General features: G+C 67.6%; 20 protein-coding genes. 6 read left to right on the forward strand and 14 right to left on the reverse strand.

The features are described 5' to 3' along the window. The first annotated feature begins 167 nt into the window (after positions 1 to 167). Positions 168 to 836 (forward strand): hypothetical protein, encoded by a 669-nt coding sequence (locus ACZ60E_RS29600; RefSeq protein WP_469444388.1) that lies wholly within the window; start codon positions 168 to 170, stop codon positions 834 to 836. An 18-nt stretch (positions 837 to 854) separates the two neighbouring features. On the opposite strand, the gene ACZ60E_RS29605 is transcribed toward ACZ60E_RS29600, so the two are convergent. Together ACZ60E_RS29605 and ACZ60E_RS29610 are read right to left on the reverse strand one after the other, a co-directional pair. Beyond that, positions 855 to 1,046 (reverse strand): DUF397 domain-containing protein, encoded by a 192-nt coding sequence (locus ACZ60E_RS29605; protein WP_453791352.1) that lies wholly within the window; start codon positions 1,044 to 1,046, stop codon positions 855 to 857. Then, positions 1,046 to 1,894 carry a helix-turn-helix domain-containing protein gene (locus ACZ60E_RS29610; RefSeq protein ID WP_469444390.1) on the reverse strand — a complete coding sequence of 283 codons (849 nt, stop codon included), beginning with the start codon at positions 1,892 to 1,894 and terminating at the stop codon, positions 1,046 to 1,048. Before ACZ60E_RS29610 ends, ACZ60E_RS29605 begins: the two co-directional genes overlap by 1 nt. A 140-nt stretch (positions 1,895 to 2,034) precedes the next feature. Here ACZ60E_RS29610 and ACZ60E_RS29615 point away from each other — a divergent pair, with 140 nt between their 5' ends. The 5 genes from ACZ60E_RS29615 (at position 2,035) to ACZ60E_RS29635 (ending at position 6,246) form a co-directional block, all read left to right on the forward strand. Continuing rightward, positions 2,035 to 2,532: an ATP-binding protein gene (locus ACZ60E_RS29615; protein ID WP_469444392.1), complete on the forward strand. Its 498-nt coding sequence runs from the start codon at positions 2,035 to 2,037 to the stop codon at positions 2,530 to 2,532. 282 nt (positions 2,533 to 2,814) lie between these two features. Then, entirely contained in the window at positions 2,815 to 3,720 is a 906-nt protein-coding gene (locus ACZ60E_RS29620) for a helix-turn-helix domain-containing protein (RefSeq protein WP_469444394.1), read from the forward strand. A gap of 52 nt (positions 3,721 to 3,772) precedes the next feature. Continuing rightward, complete coding sequence (locus ACZ60E_RS29625) at positions 3,773 to 4,372, forward strand: Uma2 family endonuclease (RefSeq protein WP_469444396.1); 600 nt, start codon at positions 3,773 to 3,775, stop codon at positions 4,370 to 4,372. Between the two features lie 145 nt (positions 4,373 to 4,517). Next, positions 4,518 to 5,432, forward strand: a complete 915-nt coding sequence (locus ACZ60E_RS29630; RefSeq protein ID WP_469444397.1) for an NADP-dependent oxidoreductase — start codon at positions 4,518 to 4,520, stop codon at positions 5,430 to 5,432. A gap of 352 nt (positions 5,433 to 5,784) precedes the next feature. Continuing rightward, positions 5,785 to 6,246: a MarR family winged helix-turn-helix transcriptional regulator gene (locus ACZ60E_RS29635; protein ID WP_453791358.1), complete on the forward strand. Its 462-nt coding sequence runs from the start codon at positions 5,785 to 5,787 to the stop codon at positions 6,244 to 6,246. Positions 6,247 to 6,255: 9 nt separating this feature from the next. On the opposite strand, the gene ACZ60E_RS29640 is transcribed toward ACZ60E_RS29635, so the two are convergent. The 12 genes from ACZ60E_RS29640 to ACZ60E_RS29695 form a co-directional block, all read right to left on the reverse strand. Then, on the reverse strand, positions 6,256 to 9,402 hold the full coding sequence (locus ACZ60E_RS29640; protein WP_469444398.1) for a glycosyl hydrolase 115 family protein: 3,147 nt from the start codon (positions 9,400 to 9,402) through the stop codon (positions 6,256 to 6,258). 276 nt (positions 9,403 to 9,678) lie between these two features. Beyond that, complete coding sequence (gene tuf, locus ACZ60E_RS29645) at positions 9,679 to 10,872, reverse strand: elongation factor Tu (protein WP_107020991.1); 1,194 nt, start codon at positions 10,870 to 10,872, stop codon at positions 9,679 to 9,681. 170 nt (positions 10,873 to 11,042) lie between these two features. Beyond that, positions 11,043 to 13,172, reverse strand: a complete 2,130-nt coding sequence (fusA, locus tag ACZ60E_RS29650; RefSeq protein WP_107020990.1) for an elongation factor G — start codon at positions 13,170 to 13,172, stop codon at positions 11,043 to 11,045. Between the two features lie 39 nt (positions 13,173 to 13,211). Then, a complete protein-coding gene (rpsG, locus tag ACZ60E_RS29655; RefSeq protein WP_081218873.1) occupies positions 13,212 to 13,682 on the reverse strand; it encodes a 30S ribosomal protein S7 in 471 nt (156 codons plus the stop codon). Positions 13,683 to 13,684: 2 nt separating this feature from the next. Next, positions 13,685 to 14,056 carry a 30S ribosomal protein S12 gene (gene rpsL, locus ACZ60E_RS29660; protein WP_003948652.1) on the reverse strand — a complete coding sequence of 124 codons (372 nt, stop codon included), beginning with the start codon at positions 14,054 to 14,056 and terminating at the stop codon, positions 13,685 to 13,687. 291 nt (positions 14,057 to 14,347) lie between these two features. Continuing rightward, entirely contained in the window at positions 14,348 to 14,902 is a 555-nt protein-coding gene (locus tag ACZ60E_RS29665; protein ID WP_384801194.1) for a DUF1707 and DUF4190 domain-containing protein, read from the reverse strand. A 205-nt stretch (positions 14,903 to 15,107) separates the two neighbouring features. Next, the gene (locus ACZ60E_RS29670; RefSeq protein WP_107020988.1) at positions 15,108 to 19,007 is read right to left on the reverse strand and encodes a DNA-directed RNA polymerase subunit beta'; all 3,900 of its coding nucleotides are present in this window, start codon (positions 19,005 to 19,007) and stop codon (positions 15,108 to 15,110) included. Positions 19,008 to 19,108: 101 nt separating this feature from the next. After that, positions 19,109 to 22,594 carry a DNA-directed RNA polymerase subunit beta gene (rpoB, locus tag ACZ60E_RS29675; RefSeq protein ID WP_384801190.1) on the reverse strand — a complete coding sequence of 1,162 codons (3,486 nt, stop codon included), beginning with the start codon at positions 22,592 to 22,594 and terminating at the stop codon, positions 19,109 to 19,111. 624 nt (positions 22,595 to 23,218) lie between these two features. Next, positions 23,219 to 23,599 (reverse strand): 50S ribosomal protein L7/L12, encoded by a 381-nt coding sequence (gene rplL / locus ACZ60E_RS29680; protein ID WP_107020986.1) that lies wholly within the window; start codon positions 23,597 to 23,599, stop codon positions 23,219 to 23,221. Between the two features lie 110 nt (positions 23,600 to 23,709). Further along, entirely contained in the window at positions 23,710 to 24,240 is a 531-nt protein-coding gene (gene rplJ / locus ACZ60E_RS29685; protein WP_107020985.1) for a 50S ribosomal protein L10, read from the reverse strand. Between the two features lie 287 nt (positions 24,241 to 24,527). Beyond that, complete coding sequence (locus ACZ60E_RS29690; protein ID WP_469444402.1) at positions 24,528 to 25,385, reverse strand: SCO4651 family lipoprotein; 858 nt, start codon at positions 25,383 to 25,385, stop codon at positions 24,528 to 24,530. A gap of 220 nt (positions 25,386 to 25,605) precedes the next feature. Then, the gene (locus ACZ60E_RS29695; RefSeq protein ID WP_469444403.1) at positions 25,606 to 26,526 is read right to left on the reverse strand and encodes an SCO4651 family lipoprotein; all 921 of its coding nucleotides are present in this window, start codon (positions 26,524 to 26,526) and stop codon (positions 25,606 to 25,608) included. Positions 26,527 to 26,547: the final 21 nt, after the last annotated feature.

A 26,547-nucleotide genomic window follows, 5' to 3' on the forward strand; every position in this document is an offset into this window, starting at 1 on the left:
CCCCGACGACGTACGGCTGAGGCGGCGCATCCTCGACGAAGCCTGGGACCGGCCACGCGCCGAGGGCGCCGATCTCCTCACCCCTGAGGAGCAGGTGATCGTCGACCGCGCCTCGATCTCCGGCCGGAACCGGATATCCCAGGACGGCCCGGCCCCCATGATCCCCCGTGGTCCAGCTGTACGCCGCCGACGTCCCCGCGCTGCCCTGCCCGGCCGGTACCGATCTGCTCCAGGTCCTGTGGTGCCCCTTCGACCACGCCGCGGACCACCTCCCCGCGGTCACGCTCCGCTGGCGTGCCTCCGCCGACGTGACCGACCCCCTCACCACCGCCCCGCAGCCCTCGGTGATCGGCAACGACGACTACCTCCCCGAGCCCTGCGTACTCCACCCCGAGACGGTCACCGAGTACCCGGCCCCGCACGAACTGCCCGAGGACCTGGCGGACCGCGTCGAGGCCTGGGAGGAGGAGCAGACCCCGGAAGAGCCTGAGGATGGGGATGAACTGGATGACGTCGACGTCATCGGCTATCAGTACGACCTCAGCGTCGCCCCGGGCTGCAAGCTCGGCGGCCACGCCCCCTGGAGCTTCAGCGACCCGTTCCCCATGGCCTGCCCCGAGTGCGGCTCGGCCGTGCGGCCCCTGCTCACGATCGACGGCAGCGAATGGGACGGCGGCAACGGGAGTTGGCGTCCTGTGGAGGACGCCGGCTATACGGGGCTGCACTACCGCGGCCCGTCCTGCGCGACCCAGCTGAACATCGGCCGCAGCTACAACTTGCAGCTGTACGTGTGTACGGTCGCGCCCGGCCATCCGCATGTGCAGAACATGCAGTGAACCGGCCCCCGAGCCCGGCTAGTGGCCCGGCGCCAGGGGTGCCACGAACGACGCCCATGCGGCAGGGCTGAGGGTGAGCCGCGCCCCGGCAGGGTTCTTGGAGTCACGAACGTGGACGGCGGCGGGGGCTTTGGCTATCTCCACGCAGTCGTCCACTTCAGGACCACTGCTGTAACTGCTCTTGAACCAGCGGAGGTTCGAGGTGCTCATCACTCTCCAAGCGCTCGCTCGACGAAGGCCACCGACTCCCCGGGCGAGAGAGCCTGCGCCCGGATGATTCCATACCGCAGTTCGAGGACCCTGAGCTGCCTTGGGTCGGAGGTCGGACGGCCGTTGAACGCCCCGTCGGAACGCCCAACCGCCGTGCCGTCCTCGAATTTCAACAGCTCGATCGGGCCGTTCAGCCCAGGGTGATCCCACCAAGCGGTCGGCATTACCTGAAATTCCACATGTGGCAACTGCGCCACTTCCAGCAGGCGTTCCAGCTGCCGCCGCAGAACGATTGTCCCCCCGACGGGACGTTCGAGAGTCACCTGTTCCTGAACGAAGCTGAGATCGGGAGCCGGGTCCCGGTCGAAGACGGACTGCCGTGCCATCCGGGCTTCCACTGCCTGCTCCAACGCGGCCTGGGAGTGCGCGGGCCGCCGCACCCCGAAAATCGCTTCGGCGTACTCCTTCGTCTGCAACAACCCATGGATGTGGTGGTTGCTGTACAACAGCATCTCGGCTGCCCGTTCCTCCATCTGCGCCAGTTGCCGCAGCTTCTTCGGATACCGGGCCTGCTCCACGTGCCGCCGCATAGCCGCGAGCGCCCCGCCTGCGCCCAGCACCTCATCCGCCCTGCGCAGAAAATCAGCCCTGGGAATCCGCGCCCCGCGCTCCACCTTGCGGATCAGGTCCTCGCCGTATCCCATCGCCTCGCCGAAGTCGGCCGTACGCATCCCGGCGGCTTCGCGATGGAACCTGATGAGGCTGCCCACCACTTCGATCATCGGCGCCATCTCGTCCCCGGGCTCGGTCGCCCAGCCCGCCTCATCCACGCCCTCACCGCTGCTCATCTCCACCCACCTCCAACACCCACCCGCACCCGTACGACACCCGAGACAGACAGGACAGATCGGGACCACAGAGTGACAGTCCCGATACGCACAGTCGTAACCCCAGTTCAGAGTAGACACGGGTGGCCACGCTGTGTGACGTGAATCAAGAAACCGTCCGCAGCTTCAGCCTGCTCCTGTCAGCGACACCCCGCGGCGCCCGTCTCGCCCGGCGGTTCACGACCGAGCAAGTCCGCGCCTGGGAGCTGCCGTTGGACCCCGACCGCGCGGAGCACATCGTGGCCGAGCTGGCCGCCAACGCCGTCACGCACGGTCGCGTCCCCGGCCGCGACTTCCGCCTCACGCTGTACGTGATCGGCGGCACCCTCCGTATCGAGGTGACCGACACCCGCGGCGACCGTCGGACCCTCGGCCCGCAACACCCGGGCCCCGCCGACGAGTCGGGGCGCGGACTCGTCATCGTGGAGGCGCTTTCCGACCGTTGGGGCGTCATGCCCGGCAGCCCCCCGCGCAAGACGGTCTGGGCCGAGATCAACTTCGTACCGCATCCGGCACCGTCATCAGCACTGACGCCGGCGCTGAAGCCCGCCGGCTCCGGACCCGCCCCCACCGGCCCCCGGATTCCACCGTCCCGGTAAACGACCGACCGATACTGCCCGGCATCAAATGCTTTTCAAGAACTCAGGGAGAGAACCCACCAAACCCAGCCCCGCCCGGCTCTCACCTGACCCGGTTCGGCCTCTCGTCAGCACCGCGAACCCGCATCGCCCACAAGGGTGACAATCCGCAACTCAGCTGGATTTCCGACTGGTTGTCGGTCATATGCTCGCCCGAACAGACCCCAGAACATGCGACGGCCCCCGGCCGGGACTGGACTCCCGATCGAGGGCCTGACCACCGAGGAAGAAGAGACCTTCCCCATGGATACGCAGCACCTTAGCGCGCCCCCGTGCGCCCGGCCCCGGATTCCGCATCAGTTTGCGCAGCAGCATCCGCGAGGCGTCACGCACGTCAAAGTCCGCCACACCGCCCGCTTCACGGTGATCGGCAACCACCTCGCCCAGCACCCGCAGCTGTCGGGGCTCGCGATCGGGCTCGGCGTCCACATTCAGTCGCTGCCCACCGGTGCCCGCGTCGACATCAGGACGCTGACGGACCGCTTCCCCGAGGGCGAGACGCGAATCGCCTCGGCCCTGCGGGAGTTGGAGGCCCACGGATATCTGGCCCGCACCCGCCACCGCCTGCCGAGCGGGCACCTCGTCACCCGGACGGTGTCGTACAACCAGCCGGGGGCCAACGAGATCCCGGTCCGGGAGCCCCGCCCCACCCCTCGCCCCACCCCTCCGCCGAGACCTGCGCCCGCGCCAGCGCCCGCCACGGCCCCCGTACAACCGGACGTCAGGACTCCGCCGCCCGCCACGCCACCAGCCGCACCCCCTCCCGCGCCCCTCCACCACCCGGCCGCCACCCTCCTCGCGAGCCTGCACCGCGACGACCCCCGCCTGCTCCTCCCCGAGCGAGTCGTGCAGCATCTCGCCCCCGCGGTCACCGCCTGGCTGGACCGCGGCGCCACCCCCGAAGCCGTACGCCGGACCCTGACGGCAGGCCTGCCCGAGGGCCCGTTCCGTCATCCGGCCGGCCTCCTGGCCCACCGCCTCACGGAGCTGCTCCCACCACCGCTCCCCACCATCGCGACAACCAGGACCGCACCATCCGAACGCCCCTTCCCCCTGCGGAACTGCGACGGCTGCGACCGCGCCTTCCGCTCACAGGAACCAGGACACCGCTGCCGTGACTGCCGATCCAATCCCCAGGAGGCCACCTAGCATGAAGGGGACGATCCTTACCCCCCGGCACCCAGCACGAGGAGCGAGCGCCATGACCATCGCCTCGGACGACACACGACCCGGCGCTCACCACCGTTACCGGGCAATGCGCGAATTCCTTGAGTCGATGGACGACACGCTCCCCGGGAAATTCGAGATCACCAAGGAAGGGATCGTCCACGACATGATGTCGCCCGTGAAGCAGCACGAACTCACCGTGCTGCATCTCCGGAAGCGCCTTGAGAAGGTCATGCCGGAAGAACTGGTTGCCCACACGGGAGAGCCCGACGTGGAGGCCGAGCCCCAAGGCATCATGCGCCACCCCGACGTGATGGTGATCGCCATGGAGGACATGGAAGGCGACGGCTCCTTCGACCCCCGCACACTCATCGCCGCCATCGAAGTGGTCAGCCGCTCAAATCCCGGCAACGACTGGGTCGGCAAGGTGCGCGACTACCCCCTGCTCGGCATCCCCGTGTACGTGATCTTCGATCCTCGCACGGGAGAGGGTTCCGTCCTCTCCGACATCCACCCCACCCCCGACGGCCCCCGCTACGCGACCCGCAAGGACTTCCTCTACGGCGAGGACGTCACGATCGCCGAGTGGACCATCTCGACGGCCGACCTGCCGCGATACCCCGTCAAGGACTGACGGCAGCACCGGAACATCCCCAGCTCCAGAGCGCCCCTCCACCAACTACTTGGCTAGCCACATAATCGGTGCTACTTTTTATGTGGCTGGCCACACAAATGTGGTCGGCGGTCGCAAGACCGGCTCACCGAAGGAGACATCAGTCATGAAGGCCATCGTTTTCGACGCGTTCGGCGGCACCGAGGTTCTGCACGAGGCCGAGATCGAGGTGCCCCAGCCGGGGCCCGGCCAGGTCCGCGTCCAGGTCCGGGCCGTGGGCGTGAACCCCGTGGACGGAAAGATCCGCTCCGGGACCATGGAAGCCATCTTCCCCACCACCCTGCCCGCCGTCCCCGGCGGCGAGATCGCCGGAATCATCGACGCCCTCGGCGAAGGCGTCGACACCTTCAAGGTCGGCGACGAGGTACTGGGCTGGTCCGACACCGGCTCCTACGCCCAGTACGCGCTGGCCGACGCGACCGTCCTCGCCCCCAAGCCCGCCGCCCTGGACTGGACGCAGGCAGCCGCACTGCCCGTGGCGAGCGACGGCGCCGAGCGGGTCCTGGACCTCCTCGACGTCAAGCCCGGCGAGACGCTGCTGATCCACGGCGCGTCCGGCGCCCTCGGCACCATCGCCGTGCAGCTCGCCGTCGCCCGCGGCGCCCACGTCATCGGCACCGCCGGCCCGAACAACCAGGAGTACCTCACCTCGCTCGGCGCCACCGCACTCGTCTACGGGGACGGCCTGGTCGAGCGGGTCCGCGCGCTCGCCCCGAACGGCGTGGACGCGGTCTTCGACGCCGCGGGCAAGGGCGCGCTGGAGGACTCCATCACCCTGCGCGGCGGTACCGAGCGGGTCGTCACCACCGCCGACTTCCGGGCCCGCGAACTCGGCATCGTCTTCGCCGAGGGCCCCCAGCGCCGCTCGGCCACCCGCCTCGCCGAACTCGCCCGCCAGGCCGCCGACGGCGACCTGACCGTCACGGTCGGCACGACGTACCCGCTCGCCGAAGCGGCCAAGGCGCAAGAGGTCAGCGACGGCGGCCACGGCCGCGGAAAACTGGTCCTCACAGTCGCCTGACCCTCCGGTGCAGCGACACCCACGAGGGCAACGCACCCTTGGATTTCGGGTGCGGGCCCGGTGGGGGCGGGCCGCGCAGTTCCCCGCGCCCCTTACGGGTCCTGGAACAAGCCCCCACCACCCCACAGCCAAACCTCACACCCACACCCCCTAGGGGCGCGGGGAACGGCGCGACCAGCCCCCACCGGACCCGCAGCAGAACATCCGGGGCCAGCCCCACCCCCCAGGGGCGCGGGGAACTGCGCAATCCTGTAGGCCCCCCACCGACCCGCACCCCCGGACAACCAAGGGGCGCGGGGAACTGCGCAATCCTTTGGGCCCACCCCCACCGACCCGCACCCAAGGAACAACAATGACCAACCCCACCCCCCCGACCGCGGCACGCGACGGAAGCCTCAGCTACGCCATCTTCGTACTCGCCCGCACCCACCGCGGCCACGCCGCCACCATGCTCCGCGCCATGAACCTGCATCCCGGGCAGGAACTGCTCCTGATGCAGCTCTTCGACCGCGACGAGCAGACCCAGTCCGAACTCCTGGAAGGCGTCGGCCTCGACCACTCCACCGTTTCCAAGTCGCTGCGCCGCATGCAGGAGGCCGGGCTCCTCACCCGGGAGCCGTCCGCCCACGACCGGCGCGTCCTGGTCGTCCGCCTGACCGACGCCGGCCGCGCCCTGCGCGCCCCCATCACCGAGATGTGGCGAACCCTGGAGGAGATCTCCGTCCGCGAGCTGACGGCGGAACAGATCGAGGCGTTCACCACGACCGCCTACACGATCGAGCAGTCGATCAAGGACAACGGCCACCAGCCCTGACAGGCGGGCTCAAGGCAGGCACCGGCTCTCCCGAGGCCCCAGATACGTCGGCGTCAACCCACCCGTGTCGATCACCAACCGCTGCACCACCACCGTCGGATCGACCGCCCAGAACTTCAACCGGTGCACCCCCGCCGCCCTGATCATGTGGCGCGAAGACGTGCGGTTGACGTTGTCCGATGTGTTGCGGGCCCACTCCATGTTCATCAGCCCGTCGTCGGCCCCGGTCGCCGCGTGGATGTCGACGATCTGTGGCGCGTCCCCGTCGAACGAGATCCCGTACCGCAGCCCGGCGCCCGTCGCCAGCGCCGGATTCCGCGGCGACAGGTACGCCCACACGGTCACCGCCCCTGCCGACAGCAGACTCACCTCGTATTCCAGCCGCGGTGACGAACTCCCCGGGGACGGGGTCCATCCGGGAGCCGTCACCGGCCACGGCGTCACCCCCGCCCCCGTACGCCCGATCCCGTCGATACGCCGCCACGCCCCCACCGAGCGCGCGAAGTGCTCGGCGTCGACGGCGACGTAACCGCCCGCCTCCACGAAGCCCCGCAGCCCGCGCGCCACACGGACCGACGGCTGCTCCGCGATCACCCCGACCTCGACCACCTCCCCCGCCCCCTCCACGGTCACCGACGCCTCCGTCCGCCCCCGCGGAGCCTTCTCCCAGTCCACCGTCAGCACGGCCCGTATCTGCTCCTGGACCCGCCCCCGCGGCCGGTCGACCACGAGCCACGGCACGGACGGCGTGATCCGGTAGTCGAAGGCCGTACGCCCCCGGTTGAACACCTCGATGTACTGGTCGGGCCGCGTCTGGTACGGACTGAAGGTCGGCAACTCGGCTGGGCCCGCGCCACCCCCGGGCCACCACCCCTCCACCCCGTCCACCCTGTCCAGAGCCACCCCCATCCCCGCCCCCGCCGGCACCTCGATCCGCCGTACCGCCGGGAAGATCTCGTCCGGCAGTGCCACGTTGTCCCGCTCGGGCTGCTGCCAGGGCGCGTTCGGGCCGTAGCGCTCCACATCCCCGTACCCGATGTGCGGCTGGGTCTGGAAGCCCCGCCATTTGCCGCCCGCCACCCGCGCGTTGAAGCGTTCGGCGAGCGCGAGGTCCCGGGCGAGCCCCGCCTCCGCCTCGGCCGCGAGACCGTTCGTCGCGGCCCGGCCCTGCCCGGCGTACAGCAGGTTCGTGAACTCCGCCGCCCGCAGCCCGTACAGGTTGGCCGTCGCCGCCACCTCGTACCCGACCAGCTCGAACCACGCGTCCTGGTCCGCGGCCGGCAGCCGTCGGCCGATCCGCGCAGCCTCCTCGCCCAGCCGCCGCCACTCCTGCGTGACCCGCTCCAGTTCACGGTGGCCGAAGTGGAACGGCGTCTGCCGGTCGTCGTACACGACCCGCCCGTCCACCAGCGTGATCCGGCGGTTCAGCAGTTCGGGTTTGCGCCGCGCCTGGAGCCGCCCGTACGCCGCGAGCACGGACGCGATCGCCGCCGTCTGCCCGTGCGCGTCACCGAAGTTCTGCCGCGCGTACCGCCGTTCCCACTCCCCCAGCCCCTCCAGCGGCAGGCGCCCCGGGTCCCACGCGTAGTCGAGGAAGAACTCCGTCGGCAGCTCGTTGCCCTTCAGATCGCCGACGTTGGTGACCCACAGCTCCCGGTTCCCGTACGCGGCGGCCTGGTGGAGCTGGTCCCACAGGTTCGGCAGCGAGGTGGTGTCCACCCACTTGTAGTTGCGGCCGACGCCGACGTAGTCGAAGTGGTAGTACAGGCCGTAACCGCCACCCCGCACCCCCTCCCCCTCCCCCTCCCCCTCCCCCTCCCCCGGATCGGGATGCTTGCGGATGTTGCCCCAGTTGTCGTCCGTCAGTACGACGGTCACGTCGTCCGGCGCCCGCAGCCCGCGGTCCCAGTACCGCTGGACCTCCTTGTAGAGCGTCCAGACCTGCGGGGTCTCGGCGGCGGGCCGGCCGGTGACGTCCTCGATGGTCGCCCGCTGCGTCGCGATGATCTCCCGCATCAGCTCGATGCCGTCGCCGTCCGGCAGGCTGGTGTCGCCGTTGCCCCGCATACCGAGGGTGACGACCCCCTCGAAGTCCTGGTCGACCATCCGCTCGATGCCGTCACGCCAGTACGCCTTGACGGCCTCCGCGTTCCGCCGGAACGACCACTCGCCGGTGCCGCCGTACGGGTCCCGCCCCGGCGTCACGATGTTCCCCGCGCTGTCGCGCACGGCCGGCACGGCATGCCGGTTCCACTCCTCGATGCCCCGCATCATCGGCGCCTCATGAGACGTGCCCATGACAATCCCGTACGCCGAAGCCCGCGCATGGTTCTCCGGGTCGTCCTCCGCGAACGCCCGCCCCCACACCGCCGGCCACAGATAGTTCGCCTTCAGCCGCAGCAGCACCTCGAAAACCTTCGCGTAGAAGTCCGCGGTGAAGCCGCCGGGGTGACCGGGAGCCTTCCCCGGCCCGAAGTACCCGGGCGCCCAGGTCCCCAGCGCCGGATTCTCGTCGTTGACGAAGACGCCCCGGTACTTCACGGCCGGCGTGCCCTGGCTGAAGCGCCCGCGCCGCACGTACACCTCGCTCCGCCGCACCGGCCGCACGCCGTCCCACCAGTACCAGGGCGAGACCCCGATCCCGTACGAGACGTCGTACGCCCCGAAGATCGTGCCGCGCTGGTCGCTGCCGGCGATCACGAACGCCCGCTCCACCCCGGGCATCGGCCGTTCGACCACGGTCTGCAGCGAGGTCTCCCATCTGCCGCGGATCCCGTCGACGTCGAGCTTCCCGGCCGCGACCAGCCCGTCGATGAGCGCACTGCGCCCGACCGTCCCGACCAGGACCACCTCGCGTGCGACCGAGTCCCGCGGCCGCACCCCCGTGACCCGCTCGATGTCGTCCCGCAGGTCACCGGCCACCCGTACGACTCCTGGGTGATCGTCCACGCTGACGACGACCGGGGCGCCGACGAGCCGAAAGGCCCCGGGCTCCGGCGAGAAGGAGATGTACGCGCCCGGGTCCGAAGCGGTATCGGCGGCGGCCCGCACCGCACCCTCCGCCCGCGCGACCCCCGACAGTCCGGACAGCCCCGACAGCGCGGGCAGCGCGGCCCCCGCTCCCAGAACGGCTCTGCGGCTGACTCCTCCGGACATGCCTCACCCCTCGAACGTCTCGTCCTGTCGTCCTGCCATCCCGAATGCGCCCAGCGGTATGACAAACGGTGACGGGAGTGACCCCTGAGGGGAACGGGTCGTCACCACCGAACACTTTCGTGACGAATCATTTCGACGCGCACGGCACGCCCCGCCGGGCACCGCGGAGCCGGGCACAGCAAAGGGGCCCGCACGACCGAAGTCGCACGGGCCCCTTCAGGAGCTCTGCGTTCTCTGCGGAGCTACCAGGCGTTCAAGCCCAACCAGCAGCCGAGACTACTTGTTGATCTTGGTGACCTGGCCGGCGCCGACGGTCCGGCCACCCTCACGGATGGCGAACTTGAGGCCCTCCTCCATGGCGACGGGCTGGATGAGCTCAACGGTCATCTCAGTGTTGTCGCCCGGCATGACCATCTCGGTGCCCTCGGGAAGGGTCACCACACCAGTCACGTCCGTCGTGCGGAAGTAGAACTGGGGACGGTAGTTGTTGAAGAACGGCGTGTGACGGCCGCCCTCGTCCTTGGACAGGATGTACGCCTGCGCCTCGAACGAGGTGTGGGGCGTGACCGAGCCCGGCTTGATGATGACCTGGCCGCGCTCGACGTCCTCGCGCTTGATGCCACGGAGGAGCAGACCGACGTTCTCACCGGCCTGGCCCTCGTCGAGCAGCTTGCGGAACATCTCGATGCCGGTGACCGTGGTGGTGGTCTTCTCGGTCTTGATGCCGACGATGTCGACGGTCTCGTTGACCTTGAGGACACCACGCTCGATACGACCGGTGACGACGGTGCCACGGCCGGTGATCGTGAAGACGTCCTCGATCGGCATCAGGAACGGCTTGTCGACGTCACGCTCGGGCTGCGGGATCGACTCGTCGACGGCCTTCATCAGGTCGAGGACGGACTTGCCCCACTCGGCGTCGCCCTCAAGAGCCTTGAGCGCCGAGACCTTGACGACCGGAAGGTCGTCGCCCGGGAACTCGTACTCGGAGAGGAGCTCACGGACCTCGAGCTCGACGAGCTCCAGGATCTCCTCGTCGTCCACCATGTCGGCCTTGTTCAGGGCGACGACGATGTACGGAACGCCGACCTGGCGGGCCAGGAGCACGTGCTCCTTGGTCTGCGGCATCGGGCCGTCCGTCGCGGCGACGACGAGGATGGCGCCGTCCATCTGCGCCGCACCCGTGATCATGTTCTTGATGTAGTCCGCGTGACCGGGGCAGTCGACGTGGGCGTAGTGACGCGTCTCGGTCTGGTACTCGACGTGCGCGATCGAGATCGTGATACCGCGCTGGCGCTCTTCGGGAGCCTTGTCGATCTGGTCGAAGGCCGAGGCCTCGTTCAGGTCCGGGTACGCGTCGTGCAGCACCTTGGTAATGGCGGCCGTGAGGGTCGTCTTACCGTGGTCGATGTGACCGATGGTGCCGATGTTGACGTGCGGCTTAGTCCGCTCGAACTTTGCCTTCGCCACTGAATCCTCCTGCGGAGTGGTTCTGGTACGCCTTACTCATCGGCGCCAGGGTGATCTTTGCTGGGATGCCGCCCGCCGAGGTCCTCGCCGGTCCGGGACGATTTCTCGTCCCCTGCCGGTTCGCGACCCGGGCGGTCGGTGTCAAGCCTAAAGCGTGTAAACGGTGTGTGTTACTCGCCCTTGGCCTTCGCGATGATCTCCTCGGCGACGTTCCGGGGAACCTCGGCGTAGGAGTCGAACTGCATCGAGTAGCTTGCGCGACCCGAGGTCTTGCTGCGGAGGTCGCCGACGTAGCCGAACATCTCCGAGAGGGGCACGAGGCCCTTCACGACGCGGGCACCGGCACGCTCCTCCATGGCCTGGATCTGGCCACGGCGGGAGTTGATGTCGCCGATGACCTCGCCCATGTAGTCCTCGGGCGTGGTGACCTCGACGGCCATCATCGGCTCAAGGAGCACGGGGCTGGCCTTGCGGGCAGCCTCCTTGAAGGCCTGCGAACCGGCGATCTTGAACGCCAGCTCGGAGGAGTCGACCTCGTGGTAGGCACCGTCGAGAAGCGTGATGCGGACACCCGTCATCTCGTACCCGGCGAGGATGCCGAACTGCATGGCCTCCTGCGCACCGGCGTCCACCGACGGGATGTACTCCCGCGGGATACGGCCACCGGTCACCTTGTTCACGAACTCGTACGCCGGGCCGTCGGCCTCGGTGATGGGCTCGATCGCGATCTGCACCTTGGCGAACTGACCGGTACCACCGGTCTGCTTCTTGTGGGTGTAGTCCACGCGCTCGACGGCCTTGCGGATCGTCTCACGGTAGGCGACCTGCGGCTTACCGACGTTGGCCTCGACCTTGAACTCACGGCGCATACGGTCGACCAGCACCTCAAGGTGCAGCTCGCCCATACCACCGATGATGGTCTGGCCGGTCTCCTCGTCCGAGTGAACCTGGAAGGAGGGGTCCTCCTCCGCGAGACGCTGGATGGCTACACCCAGCTTCTCCTGGTCACCCTTGGACTTGGGCTCGATGGCGACCTGAATGACCGGCGCCGGGAAGTCCATGGACTCCAGGATGACCGGGTTCTTGTCGTCGGAGAGCGTCTCACCGGTGGTGGTCTGCTTCAGACCCATCACGGCGACGATGTCGCCGGCGCCCACCGCCTCGATCTCCTCACGCTTGTTCGCGTGCATGCGGTAGATCTTGCCGATGCGCTCCTTCTTGCCCTTGACGGAGTTCAGCACGGCAGTGCCGGACACCAGGCGGCCCGAGTAGACCCGGACGAAGGTGAGCTTGCCCAGGTGCGGGTCGCTCATGATCTTGAACGCGAGGGCGGACAGCGGCTCGTCCACGGACGGCTTGCGCTTGATGACGACCTCGGGGTCCTTCACGTCGTGGCCTTCGATGGCCTCGACGTCAAGCGGGGTCGGCAGGTAGCGCACGACCGCGTCGAGCAGGGGCTGGACGCCCTTGTTCTTGAACGCGGTGCCACAGAACACCGGGGTGACCGTGGTGCCCTCGGACTTGCCGGACGCGATGGTGATGCGGCGGATCGCGGCGTACAGCTGCTCCACGGAAGGCTCCTTGCCCTCCAGGTACAGCTCCATGATCTCGTCGTCGTTCTCGGCGACCGTCTCGACGAGCTTGCCGCGGTACTCCTCGGCAGCCTCGGCGTGCGTGGCCGGGATGTCGACCACGTCGTACATCTCGCCCTTCTCCGCCTCGGCGGACCACACGAGCGCCTTCATGGTGACCAGGTCGACGACACCCTTGAAGTCGGCCTCGGCACCGATGGGGAGCTGCATGACGATCGGCTGCGCGCCGAGGCGGCCGCTGATCATGTCGACGCAGCGGTGGAACTCCGCGCCGGTCCGGTCGAGCTTGTTCACGAAGCAGATGCGCGGCACGCCGTAGCGGTCGGCCTGACGCCACACCGTCTCGGACTGCGGCTCAACGCCCGCGACACCGTCGAACACCGTGACGGCACCGTCGAGGACGCGGAGCGAACGCTCCACCTCGACCGTGAAGTCCACGTGCCCGGGGGTGTCGATGATGTTGATGGTGTAGTCGTTGTCCTCAAGCGGCCAATGACAGGTGGTGGCAGCAGAGGTGATCGTGATGCCACGCTCCTGCTCCTGCTCCATCCAGTCCATGGTGGCGGCGCCGTCGTGGACTTCACCGATCTTGTAGCTGACGCCGGTGTAGAAGAGGATCCGCTCGGTGGTGGTCGTCTTGCCCGCGTCGATGTGAGCCATGATCCCGATGTTGCGGACCTTGGCCAGGTCAAGTGAAGTGGTAGCCATAAGGCTTCGGTCTTCTCTCGGTCTCGATGGGGGTAGCGACTACCAGCGGTAGTGCGCGAAGGCCTTGTTGGACTCGGCCATCTTGTGGGTGTCCTCGCGCTTCTTCACAGCGGCACCAAGGCCGTTGGAGGCGTCGAGAAGCTCGTTGAGCAGACGCTCGGTCATGGTCTTCTCGCGACGGGCGCGGGAGTAACCGACGAGCCACCGCAGCGCGAGCGTGCTGGCGCGACCGGGCTTGACCTCGATCGGGACCTGGTACGTCGCACCGCCGACTCGGCGGGACTTGACCTCGAGGGTCGGCTTGATGTTCTCCAGAGCGCGCTTGAGCGTGATGACCGGGTCGTTGCCGGTCTTCTCGCGCAGGCCCTCCATGGCGCCGTAGACGATGCGCTCGGCGGTGGAGCGCTTGCCGTTCAGCAGCACCTTGTTGATCAGGGAGGTCACCAGAGGGGAACCGTAGACCGGGTCGATGATGACCGGGCGCTTCGGGGCGGGGCCCTTACGAGGCATTTCTACTTCTCCTTCTTGGCGCCGTAGCGGCTGCGGGCCTGCTTGCGGTTCTTGACACCCTGGGTGTCGAGAGAACCGCGGATGATCTTGTAGCGAACACCGGGCAGGTCCTTCACACGGCCGCCGCGCACGAGCACGATCGAGTGCTCCTGCAGGTTGTGTCCCTCACCCGGAATGTAAGCAGTGACCTCGATCCCGCTGGTCAGACGCACACGCGCGACCTTACGCAGGGCCGAGTTCGGCTTCTTCGGGGTGGTCGTGAACACACGCGTGCAGACGCCGCGACGCTGGGGCGAACCCTCAAGTGCGGGCGTCTTGTTCTTCTCGACCTTGTCCTGCCGGCCCTTCCGGACCAGCTGCTGGATCGTAGGCACTACTTCTCCGGTTTCTGTGTGCCGAATGGTGAAGCTAACCTGGAACACCGCCGACCCACGCGGTCGGGTGTGTCGAACACTGCAGATTCCCGCCGCGAAGCGGGAGGGGCGCAGATTGCGGTGGCCGGTGATGACTCCCCTAGTGCGGTTGAAGGCACGCACGGGAGCCAGGGCACACCCCAGGCACAAGGTCTGAGCGTACCTACCTCATAGGCTGCGGTCAAAACAAATGGACCGCACTAGCATCCCTGAGCGGACCATGCCAAGCCGCAGCCCTCTTCACGATCTTCGTCAGGACGTCACCACGGCGACGAACAGCAAGGTCACCAGCAGTGCCCAGCCCGCGGTGGACAGCCAGCCGAAGACCAGCCCCGTGAGCGCGAGACCTTCGCCACCCTCGCCCGTGTGCCGCATCTCGGAGCGGGCGCTGTGGCCCAGGATCACCGCGGGAATCCCGGTGAGCCCGACGGTCACCAGACAGAGCACCCCGCAGATCGCCGCCCCGACGGCCTTCTCGTTCGTCTTCGGCGGCACGGAGACGGGCAGGAACGTCCGTGGCACGGGCCCAGAGACCGCAGGAAGCGGTACGGGCCCCTGCGGGAGGTCGGACACCAGCAGGGCCAGCTCACCCACCGTACGGGCCGCGTAGGCCCGCGCCACCCGCTTCTCGAACTCGGGCTGCTGCATCCGCCCCTCGCCGAATCCGGCTCTGAGCACGTCCACGGCCCGCTCCCGGTCGGCGGTGGACGCGAGCATCGAATGGCCGGCGGCCTGCTGCTCCTGCCAGGGACGCGGCTGATTCCACCCCTGCCCCTGCCCCGGCTGCCACGGCGACGGATACGACACGTGAGCACCTCCCCCGACGACTGGGTCTCCACGGATCTCCATCATGCTCCAACGCGGCAATACGGGCACAGGTTCCCGCACCACTCATGTCAGGAATTCCAGGCGCCGCGCGGAGGCGCCGGCCGGCCCGGGAACGCCGAAGGGCGGCCACCCCGGAAGGTGACCGCCCTCAGACTCGATCAGGCGCCCTGTTCAGGCGACCCGCCTACTGGTTGTACGGACCGTAGTCGTAGTCCTCCAGCGGAACGGCCTGGCCGGAGCCCGTGCCGAACGGCGAGTAGTCGATGTCGTCGTAGCCGACGGCCGAGTACATCGCGGCCTTGGCCTCCTCGGTCGGCTCGACCCGGATGTTGCGGTAGCGGGACAGACCCGTACCGGCCGGGATGAGCTTACCGATGATGACGTTCTCCTTGAGGCCGATCAGGGAGTCGGACTTGGCGTTGATCGCCGCGTCCGTCAGAACCCTGGTCGTCTCCTGGAAGGACGCCGCCGACAGCCACGACTCGGTGGCGAGCGAGGCCTTGGTGATACCCATCAGCTGCGGACGGCCGGAGGCCGGGTGGCCGCCTTCCTGCACCACACGACGGTTCTCGGTCTCGAACTTCGACCGCTCGACGAGCTCGCCGGGCAGCAGCTCCGCGTCGCCCGACTCGATGATCGTCACACGGCGCAGCATCTGCCGGATGATGATCTCGATGTGCTTGTCGTGGATCGACACGCCCTGCGAGTTGTAGACCCGCTGGACCTCTCCGACCAGGTGGACCTGGACGGCACGCTGACCCAGGATGCGCAGCACGTCGTGCGGGTTGGTGGCACCCACGGTGAGCTTCTGGCCCACCTCGACGTGCTCGCCCTCGCTGACCAGGAGTCGGGCACGCTTCGAGATCGGGAACGCCGTCTCGTCGCTGCCGTCGTCCGGGGTGACGACGAGCTTCTTGGTCTTCTCGGTCTCCTCGATCCGCACGCGGCCGGAGGCCTCGGAGATCGGGGCGACACCCTTCGGCGTACGAGCCTCGAAGAGCTCGACGACACGGGGCAGACCCTGGGTGATGTCGTCACCGGCCACACCACCGGTGTGGAAGGTACGCATCGTCAGCTGCGTGCCGGGCTCACCGATGGACTGGGCGGCGATGATGCCGACCGCCTCACCGATGTCGACCAGCTTGCCGGTGGCCAGCGAACGGCCGTAGCACATGGCGCAGGTACCGACGGCGGACTCGCAGGTCAGGACCGAGCGGGTCTTGACCTCCTTGATGCCGTGCTTGACGAGCTCGTCGATGAGGACGTCGCCGAGGTCGGTGTTGGCCGGGGCCAGCACCCGCCCGTCGACGGTGATGTCCTCGGCCAGCGCACGTGCGTACACGCTGGTCTCGACGTTCTCCGCCTTGCGCAGCACGCCGTCGGCGCCGACCTCGGCGATCTCCAGGCGCAGACCGCGGTCGGTGCCGCAGTCCTCCTCGCGGATGATGACGTCCTGCGAGACGTCCACCAGACGACGGGTGAGGTAACCCGAGTCGGCGGTACGCAGGGCGGTGTCCGCCAGACCCTTACGGGCACCGTGCGTGGAGATGAAGTACTCCAGCACGGACAGGCCCTCACGGAAGGACGCCTTGATGGGACGAGGGATCGTCTCGTTCTTGGCGTTCGACACCAGACCACGCATACCCGCGATCTGACGCATCTGCATCATGTTTCCGCGAGCACCGGAGTTCACCATCATCGAGACCGGGTTGGTCTTCGGGAAGTTCGCGTTCATCGCCTCGGCAACCTCGTTGGTCGCCTTGGTCCAGATCGCGATGAGCTCCTGCGTGCGCTCGTCCTTGGTGATCAGACCGCGCTCGTACTGCTTCTGGACCTTCTCGTCCTGGTCCTCGTAACCCTTGACGATCGCGCGCTTCGCGTCGGGAACGACGATGTCGGAGATGGCCACGGTGACGCCGGAACGGGTCGCCCAGAAGAAGCCGGAAGCCTTCAGGTTGTCGAGCGTCGCCGCCACGATGACCTTGGGGTACCGCTCGGCGAGGTCGTTGACGATCTCGGAGAGCTGCTTCTTGCCGACCTCGTAGTCGACGAACGGGTAGTCCTCGGGCAGCAGCTCGTTGAAGAGCGCGCGGCCCAGAGTGGTGTTCAGGCGGAAGGTGTCACCCTGCTGCCACTCCGGCTCGCCCTCCTCGCGGGCCGGCGGGGTCCAGCCGCGCGGCGGGATGGTGCCCACCGGGAAGCGGATGTCCACGCGCGACTGCAGCGAGAGCTCGCCGGCGTCGAACGCCATGATCGCCTCGGCCGAGGAGCCGAAGGACCGGCCCTCGCCCTTGACGTCCCGCAGTTCGCCGTCGGTGGTGAGGAAGAACAGACCGAGGACCATGTCCTGGGTCGGCATCGTCACCGGACGGCCGTCGGCGGGCTTGAGGATGTTGTTCGAGGACAGCATCAGGATGCGGGCCTCGGCCTGCGCCTCCGCGGAGAGCGGCAGGTGCACGGCCATCTGGTCACCGTCGAAGTCCGCGTTGAACGCGGTGCAGACGAGCGGGTGGATCTGGATGGCCTTGCCCTCGACCAGCTGGGGCTCGAAGGCCTGGATGCCGAGGCGGTGCAGGGTGGGCGCACGGTTCAGCAGAACCGGGTGCTCGGCGATGACCTCTTCGAGGACGTCGTACACGACCGTGCGGCCGCGCTCCACCATGCGCTTCGCCGACTTGATGTTCTGCGCGTGGTTCAGGTCCACCAGTCGCTTCATCACGAACGGCTTGAAGAGCTCCAGCGCCATCGCCTTCGGCAGACCGCACTGGTGCAGCTTGAGCTGCGGACCGACGACGATCACGGAACGCGCGGAGTAGTCCACGCGCTTGCCGAGGAGGTTCTGGCGGAAACGACCCTGCTTGCCCTTGAGCATGTCGCTCAGGGACTTCAGCGGGCGGTTGCCGGGACCGGTGACCGGGCGACCACGACGACCGTTGTCGAAGAGGGCGTCCACGGCCTCCTGGAGCATGCGCTTCTCGTTGTTCACGATGATCTCGGGCGCGCCGAGGTCGAGAAGCCGCTTCAGACGGTTGTTGCGGTTGATCACACGGCGGTACAGGTCGTTCAGGTCGGAGGTCGCGAAGCGGCCACCGTCCAGCTGCACCATCGGGCGGAGGTCCGGCGGGATGACCGGGACGCAGTCGAGGACCATGCCCTTGGGGCTGTTGGAGGTCTGCAGGAACGCAGACACGACCTTCAGCCGCTTCAGCGCACGGGTCTTCTTCTGGCCCTTGCCGGTACGGATGATCTCGCGGAGGCGCTCGGCCTCTTCGTCGAGGTCGAAGGACTCCAGGCGCTTCTGCAGCGCCGCGGCACCCATCGATCCGTCGAAGTACGTACCGAAGCGGTCGCGCAGCTCGCGGTAGAGCAGCTCGTCACCTTCGAGGTCCTGGACCTTGAGGTTCTTGAAGCGGGTCCACACCTCGTCGAGACGGTCGATCTCGCGCTGCGCACGGTCGCGCAGCTGCTTCATCTCGCGCTCGGCGCCTTCGCGCACCTTGCGGCGCACGTCGGCCTTGGCACCCTCGGCCTCGAGCTCGGCCAGGTCGGTCTCAAGCTTCTTGGCGCGGGCCTCAAGGTCGGAGTCGCGACGGTTCTCGACCTGCTGACGCTCGACGGAGACGTGCGCCTCCAGCGAGGGCAGGTCACGCGTACGACGCTCGTCGTCGACGTACGTGATCATGTACGCGGCGAAGTAGATGACCTTTTCGAGGTCCTTCGGGGCGAGGTCGAGCAGGTAGCCCAGCCGCGACGGAACGCCCTTGAAGTACCAGATGTGGGTGACGGGAGCGGCCAGCTCGATGTGACCCATCCGCTCACGACGCACCTTGGCGCGAGTGACCTCGACGCCGCAGCGCTCGCAGATGATGCCCTTGAAGCGGACGCGCTTGTACTTACCGCAGTAGCACTCCCAGTCCCGGGTCGGACCGAAGATCTTCTCGCAGAAGAGTCCGTCCTTTTCGGGCTTGAGGGTGCGGTAGTTGATGGTCTCCGGCTTCTTGACCTCACCGTGGGACCACTGACGAATGTCGTCAGCGGTAGCAAGGCCGATCCGCAGCTCGTCGAAGAAGTTGACGTCGAGCACTTGTCGTCAATCCCTCTTTCGGGGTCGATTCTTCACTGGTCTGACTGGGGTCCGGGGTTGGTTAGCCGGGGCTCGTGTTCAGCGAGCCCCGGCCAGACCCGTCAGACCTCTTCGACGCTGCTCGGCTCGCGCCGGGACAGGTCGATACCGAGCTCCTCCGCGGCGCGGAAGACGTCCTCGTCCGTGTCGCGCATCTCGATGGACATGCCGTCCGAGGACAGCACCTCCACGTTGAGGCAGAGCGACTGCATTTCCTTGATGAGCACCTTGAAGGACTCGGGAATGCCGGGCTCAGGAATGTTCTCGCCCTTGACGATGGCCTCGTAGACCTTCACGCGGCCGGTCACGTCGTCGGACTTGATGGTCAGCAGCTCCTGGAGGGCGTAAGCGGCGCCATAAGCCTCGAGCGCCCACACCTCCATCTCACCGAATCGCTGGCCACCGAACTGGGCCTTACCACCCAGCGGCTGCTGGGTGATCATCGAGTACGGACCGGTCGAGCGGGCGTGCAGCTTGTCGTCGACCAGGTGGTGGAGCTTGAGGATGTACATGTAGCCGACCGAGACCGGCTCCGGGAACGGCTCGCCGGAGCGGCCGTCGAACAGCGGCGCCTTACCGGTCGGGAGCACCATGCGTGAGCCGTCGCGGTTCGGGATCGTGTGCTGCAGCAGACCGGCCAGCTCGTCCTCACGCGCACCGTCGAAGACGGGGGTGGCGACGTTGGTACCGGGCTCCACCTTGTCGGCCTCGATGGCCTGGAGGCGCTGCGCCCACTCCTCGCCGAGCCCGGAGACGTCCCAGCCGCGGCTGGCGAGCCAGCCGAGGTGGATCTCCAGGACCTGTCCCGGGTTCATTCGGGACGGGACACCCAGCGGGTTGAGGATGATGTCGACCGGCGTGCCGTCCTCAAGGAAGGGCATGTCCTCGATCGGAAGGATCTTGGAGATGACACCCTTGTTGCCGTGTCGGCCGGCGAGCTTGTCGCCGTCCGTGATCTTGCGCTTCTGCGCCACGTAGACACGAACCAGCTGGTTCACGCCCGGCGGCAGCTCGTCGCCCTCTTCACGGTCGAAGACGCGGACGCCGATGACCTTGCCGATCTCGCCGTGCGGCACCTTCAGGGAGGTGTCGCGCACCTCGCGCGCCTTCTCACCGAAGATCGCGCGGAGCAGGCGCTCCTCCGGGGTCAGCTCGGTCTCACCCTTGGGCGTGACCTTGCCGACCAGGATGTCACCGGCGACGACCTCGGCACCGATACGGATGATGCCGCGCTCGTCGAGGTCGGCGAGGACCTCCTCGGAGACGTTCGGGATGTCCCGGGTGATCTCCTCGGGGCCGAGCTTGGTGTCACGGGCGTCGACCTCGTGCTCCTCGATGTGGATCGAGGAGAGGACGTCGTCCTGCACGAGGCGCTGCGACAGGATGATCGCGTCCTCGTAGTTGTGACCCTCCCACGGCATGAAGGCGACGAGCAGGTTCTTGCCCAGCGCCATCTCGCCTTCCTGGGTGGCCGGGCCGTCGGCGAGCACCTGGTGCTCGATGACCCGGTCGCCCTCGTTGACGACGACCTTCTGGTTGACCGAGGTCCCCTGGTTGGAGCGGGAGAACTTGGCCACCCGGTAGGTGGTGTAGGTGCCGTCGTCGTTGGCCACCGTGACGTAGTCCGCGGAGACCTCCTGGACCACACCCGACTTCTCGGCCTTGATGACGTCACCGGCGTCGACGGCGCAGCGGTACTCCATGCCCGTACCGACGAGGGGGGCCTCGGCGGTGATCAGCGGCACGGCCTGGCGCATCATGTTCGCGCCCATGAGGGCACGGTTGGCGTCGTCGTGCTCCAGGAACGGGATCATCGCGGTCGCGACGGACACCATCTGGCGCGGCGAGACGTCCATGTAGTCGACGTCGTCACCGGGGACGTAGTCGACCTCTCCGCCACGGCGGCGGACCAGGACGCGGGCCTCGTTGAACCGCATGTCGTCGTTGAGCACGGCGTTGGCCTGCGCGATGACGAAGCGGTCCTCCTCGTCGGCGGTCAGGTAGTCGACCTCGTCGGTGACGACACCGGCGGTGACCCGTCGGTACGGCGTCTCGACGAAGCCGAACGCGTTGACCCGGCCGTAGGAGGCGAGCGAGCCGATCAGGCCGATGTTCGGGCCTTCGGGGGTCTCGATCGGACACATGCGGCCGTAGTGCGAGGGGTGCACGTCACGGACCTCGAAGCCGGCCCGCTCACGGGAGAGACCACCCGGGCCAAGAGCCGACAGGCGGCGCTTGTGGGTGAGACCCGACAGCGGGTTGTTCTGGTCCATGAACTGCGACAGCTGGCTGGTGCCGAAGAACTCCTTGATGGAGGCGACGACCGGCCGGATGTTGATCAGGGTCTGCGGCGTGATCGCCTCGACGTCCTGGGTCGTCATGCGCTCGCGGACGACTCGCTCCATACGCGCCAGACCCGTACGGACCTGGTTCTGGATGAGCTCGCCCACGTTGCGCAGACGGCGGTTGCCGAAGTGGTCGATGTCGTCGGTCTCGACGACGATCGAGGTGCCGTTGTTCCCGACGGTCTCGGTCTCACCGGCGTGCAGCTTCACCAGGTACTTGATCGACGAGATGATGTCCTCGACGGTCAGGATGCCGGCGTCGAGCGGCGCTTCGCCGCCCAGCTTCTTGTTGACCTTGTAGCGGCCGACCTTCGCGAGGTCGTAGCGCTTGGGGTTGAAGTAGAGGTTCTCAAGCAGCGTCTGCGCGGCCTCACGGGTCGGCGGCTCGCCCGGACGCAGCTTGCGGTAGATGTCGAGCAGCGCGTCGTCCTGGCCCTGGGTGTGGTCCTTCTCCAGGGTGGCGCGCATGGATTCGTACTCGCCGAACTCCTCGAGGATCTGCTCGGTCGTCCAACCGAGAGCCTTGAGCAGGACGGTGACGGACTGCTTGCGCTTGCGGTCGATGCGGACACCGACCATGTCGCGCTTGTCGATCTCCATCTCCAGCCAGGCACCCCGGGACGGGATGACCTTCGCGGAGAAGATGTCCTTGTCGGACGTCTTGTCGATGGAGGAGTCGAAGTAGACACCCGGCGAACGGACCAGCTGCGACACCACGACACGCTCGGTGCCGTTGATGACGAAGGTGCCCTTGTTCGTCATGAGCGGGAAATCACCCATGAAGACGGTCTGGGACTTGATCTCGCCGGTCTCGTTGTTGGTGAACTCGGCGGTGACGAAGAGCGGTGCGGCGAACGTGAAGTCGCGCTCCTTGCACTCGTCGATCGAGTTCTTGGGAGGCTCGAAGCGGTGGTCGCGGAACGTCAGGGACATCGACCCTGAGAAGTCCTCGATCGGGGAGATCTCCTCGAAGATCTCCTCCAGACCGGACTTCGTGGGGACGTCCTGTCCACTGTCCAGAGCCGCCTCGACACGAGCCTTCCACGCGTCGTTGCCGAGCAGCCAGTCAAAACTTTCGGTCTGCAGCGCAAGAAGGTTCGGAACCTCGAGGGGCTCCTTGATCTTTGCAAAGGAGATGCGCAGCGGGGCGGTGCTGGCGCCGTTGTTCGTATTCGCGGTCGAGGCAGTGCGCGAGGCGGCCAAGAGGGGGTCCTTCCGAGGGCTCGGACTCACTACGCGCGTACCGGTCCCAAGCGGGGCCCCAGGACGAACGTCTCCCGATCCGGTCGAATACGACCAGGTCAGAGTCAGTTCCATCCACGGTGCTCAAGCGAGGGTATGCCCCTGGTGACGGGCAGGAGGCAGCTAACAGGCAGCGCAAAGGGTCAGTGTAGCCACTAGGCCCACTGATGTCCAGTGCGGGTTTTTGAAGACCCTCGTTGTTCTCAACCCCTGCTGCAAGCCACGCCCTCGATGCACATCGATACTGCCCTCTTCGCCGCCGATCCATGCCTCGGATCCGGATCGTTGTGACGACGCGTCCTGAGAATTGCGCGCTGCGTGCGGTTCGTCAAGGCCCCCCAAGCCCGAACCGGGTGCTGCCACCGTCATTTGCAACCTGTCTTGCAGCCCGTCACGGGCGGCTGGAGGCACGAACGAAGATCACCATACTCGTCGCGACCTACAGCGCAAGGCAGTCGCCGCACGGCCCCCTCGAACGCCGAAGAGCGACCACCCAGATGGGTGATCGCTCTTCGGTGCGTCAGCGTTACACCGCTACGAAAGCGGCTCTACGCGGCCCGCAGGAGTCCTGGCGGACTCGTCGGGTCACTTGACCTCGACGGAGGCGCCGGCGCCCTTGAGGGACTCGGCAGCCTTCTCGGCGGCGGCCTTGTCGACCTTCTCCAGGACGGGCTTCGGAGCGCCGTCGACGAGGTCCTTGGCCTCCTTCAGACCCAGCGAGGTGAGCTCACGCACGACCTTGATGACCTGGATCTTCTTCTCGCCGGCACCCGTGAGGATGACGTCGAACTCGTCCTGCTCGGCCTCGGCCTCGGCCGGGGCGGCAGCGGCGGCGGGGCCGGCGGCGACCGCGGCGGCGGCGGTGACGTCGAACTTCTCCTCGAAGGCCTTCACGAACTCGGAGAGCTCGATGAGGGTGAGGTTCTCGAACTGCGCGAGCAGCTCTTCCTGGGACAGCTTCGCCATGATGGCGTCCTTCCACTCATTCGGCAGGTGCCGGGATGTACTGGTGAGGCGGGCGTACGTTCGGCCCGCTGCGACCGTCGCCTCAGGCGGCGGTCATTGCGCGAGCCGAGTTACTCGGCACCGCCCTGCTCTTCGAGCTTGACGCGAAGCGCCTCCGCGGTGCGGACGAACTTCGACGGGAGCGCCTGGAAGAGGGAGGCAGCCTGGGACTGCTTGCCCTTCATGGCACCCGCCAGCTTGGAGAGCAGAACCTCGCGGGACTCGAGGTCCGCAAGCTTCTTGATCTCGTCGGCGGACAGCGCCTTGCCGTCAAGGACACCGCCCTTGATGACGAGGTTGGGGTTGTCCTTGGCGAAGTCACGAAGACCCTTCGCCGACGTCACCGGGTCACCGGAGATGAAGGCAACCGCTGTCGGACCGTTGAACAGGTCGTCGAGCGTGGAGATCCCGGCCTCGTTGGCCGCGATCTTGGTCAGCGTGTTCTTCACCACGGCGTACTGGGCGTCTTCACCGAGCGAACGACGCAGCGTCTTGAGCTGCGCCACGGTGAGACCCCGGTACTCGGTCAGCACAGCGGCGTTCGAGCTACGGAACTGGTCCGCGAGCTCGGCTACCGCGGCAGCCTTGTCGGGCCTTGCCATAAGCGTGGCCTCCTTCCGGGTGATGAGGACCGCTCAGAAGGAGACTGGGAAAACGAAACGCCCCGGCGCAGGCGCACGGGGCGTGGCTCTACCAGACGGAATCCGTACGAAGTACGGGACTGTCCGGGAGCTCATCCACAGTCACCTGCGCGGGTCGTCCGCAATTCAGCGGATCCTTCGGTCACCGCGTCCTCTCACGAGAGCACGGCAACGACCAGCGGTCTTTGGCTTCTGTGGAAGATTACGTGAACGGGGCACTGTCAAGCAAATCCGTGCCCCCGGGGCCGTCAGCCCTTGAGGTCGCCCATCATCTCGGCCAGGTCCATGACGTCCTTGGCCGGCGGGGCCTCGACGGTCACGGGCTTGTTGTAGTCGAGGAAGGTGATGGTCATGTCGAGCTTGCCCTTGTCGGCGTCGCCCTGCATGCGGAACTGCTTGGTGTGGTCCTCGCCGTCGACCCACATGTCCATCGTGAGCGCGTCCAGGCCCAGCTTCTCGTACTGCTCGAGGCTCTTCTCCCGCTTCTCACGGGTGGCCTTGCTCTCGCTCTTGAGGGACTTGCGGAACTCGTCGAGGGTGACCGTGCCCTTGTAGTGGGTGGTCTCGACGCCCTCGACCTTCTCGCTGCCGACCTTCTTCACGTCCTTGGAGCCGGTGAGGAAGGTGGACTCCTGCGCCGGGTTCTTGTCGGCCGTCCCGGCGCCCGGGGCCCCGCCCCCGCCCAGCGCGTCGTCACCGAGCGTGGACATGTCGAACTTGATCCAGCTCTTGCCGTCCATCTCCTTGGCCGCCGCGGCGGCCCCGCCGATGTACATCGCCTTGTCGACCAGGCGGATCTCGGCGTTGCCGTCCTTCCCCTGGTCGAGGGCGGTCATCTTCATGCTCATGGCGACGTCGGGCTTCATGCGCATCTGGGCCTCGGCCTTGATGCGCCCCTCCTCCGGCGTCCTGCCGGTCATCCGGTAGCTGAGGGAGGTGATGTCCTCGGTCTTCTTCGCCGCCTTGGCGACGGCCGCGGCGGGCGTCATCTCGGGGGACTCCTCGTCCCCCTTGGAACAGCCGACGGCACCCCCGCCGAGGACGAGCGCGGCGACGACCGCGCCGGTCGCCCTGTGGCGTACGGATGTGCGCACAGAAAGCTTCATGGTTCCCCCCAGGAACAAATGAGCGATTCACAGACAAGCCGCGAGCGTATCCCAGCGGGGTTCAGGCAGTCCTCCGAGTTGTGACGTGACCTGTGTGACGCCTGTGACGCGTGTGATGCCTGCGGCTTCCCGGGAGGGAGGCCGAACGGGGCCCAATCCGGCCGGAGCGGGCGGGAGCCGGGGATGGGGCTGGAGTCCGGCCGGGGGCCGCCGGGCGGCGTCAGCCCGTCGGCTGGCTCCGCACCAGGTCCTTGAAGTCCGCGGTGTCCCCCGCCGCGGGCTCCTCGGCGGCGACCTCGACGCCGTAGTCGCTGTAGTACGCCGTCGAGGACATCGAGCCGGTCGCCAGCTCGCCCTTCTCGGCCTTCTTGACCAGCAGGTCCTTGTCGTTCACCCAGATGTCGATGGTCTCGGTGGTCACGCCCGCCTGCTCCAGCTGGCTCTTCAGATCGGCCAGTTGACTCGCGGAGAGGGACGAGTTCCGGCCCGCGAGATCCACGACGTCGACCGTGCCCGAGTAGTGCGTGGTGTCCTCGCCCCGCACCTTCTCCTCGCCGACCTTCTCGACGTCCCCTGAGGCCAGCAGCAGCTTCACCGACTGGTTCGGCGTGGTGTTCTGCATCTGGTCCTTCATGTACGCGCCCGAGCCGCCGGCGAGCTTCGCCAGGTCGTCGTAGTCGTACTTGATCCAGTGCTTGCCGCCGGACTGCGCGGCGAACTTGTCGCCCATCTTCGCGTAGTAGGCGTCCGGCAGATAGCGGGCCTCCATGGAGGTGGTGCCCAGCTGGCGCATCTGGTCGGCCATCGTGCCGCCGGTGTACGTGATCGTCAGATTGCCGGTGAGCCCGTCGGCCCAGCCGAGGGCCCCGTCCGCCTTCATCGACATCGTCGTGCCCATGGTCGTGGTGGACTCGACCTTGGCGGAGTCGGCGCCGCCGGTGCTCTTCTCCACGGACCGAAGGGCCACGATCGCGTCCGTACGGGTCCTGGCCTCGCCGGCGCCCTTGCCGTCCGCCGCCGAACCCTCGCCGTCCCCTCTGGAGCCCCCGTCGGAGTCCGAGCCGCTACAGGCCGCGGCTCCGGTCAGGGCGGCCGCCACCGCTATCGAGACGGTCACCCGGCGCACGATCGAGTTCATCATTCGTCCCCCTATGCGATTCCT

Source organism: Streptomyces sp. NPDC102514, assembly GCF_055584525.1.

Coding starts and splice junctions, on each gene's coding strand:
- ACZ60E_RS29605 (WP_453791352.1), bottom strand. CDS start 1,046: ATGAGCACCTCGAACCTCCGCTGGTTCAAGAGCAGTTACAGCAGTGGT.
- ACZ60E_RS29610 (WP_469444390.1), bottom strand. CDS start 1,894: ATGAGCAGCGGTGAGGGCGTGGATGAGGCGGGCTGGGCGACCGAGCCC.
- ACZ60E_RS29620 (WP_469444394.1), top strand. CDS start 2,815: ATGGATACGCAGCACCTTAGCGCGCCCCCGTGCGCCCGGCCCCGGATT.
- ACZ60E_RS29625 (WP_469444396.1), top strand. CDS start 3,773: ATGACCATCGCCTCGGACGACACACGACCCGGCGCTCACCACCGTTAC.
- ACZ60E_RS29630 (WP_469444397.1), top strand. CDS start 4,518: ATGAAGGCCATCGTTTTCGACGCGTTCGGCGGCACCGAGGTTCTGCAC.
- ACZ60E_RS29635 (WP_453791358.1), top strand. CDS start 5,785: ATGACCAACCCCACCCCCCCGACCGCGGCACGCGACGGAAGCCTCAGC.
- ACZ60E_RS29640 (WP_469444398.1), bottom strand. CDS start 9,402: ATGTCCGGAGGAGTCAGCCGCAGAGCCGTTCTGGGAGCGGGGGCCGCG.
- fusA (WP_107020990.1), bottom strand. CDS start 13,172: ATGGCTACCACTTCACTTGACCTGGCCAAGGTCCGCAACATCGGGATC.
- rpsG (WP_081218873.1), bottom strand. CDS start 13,682: ATGCCTCGTAAGGGCCCCGCCCCGAAGCGCCCGGTCATCATCGACCCG.
- rplL (WP_107020986.1), bottom strand. CDS start 23,599: ATGGCGAAGCTGTCCCAGGAAGAGCTGCTCGCGCAGTTCGAGAACCTC.
- rplJ (WP_107020985.1), bottom strand. CDS start 24,240: ATGGCAAGGCCCGACAAGGCTGCCGCGGTAGCCGAGCTCGCGGACCAG.
- ACZ60E_RS29690 (WP_469444402.1), bottom strand. CDS start 25,385: ATGAAGCTTTCTGTGCGCACATCCGTACGCCACAGGGCGACCGGCGCG.
- ACZ60E_RS29695 (WP_469444403.1), bottom strand. CDS start 26,526: ATGATGAACTCGATCGTGCGCCGGGTGACCGTCTCGATAGCGGTGGCG.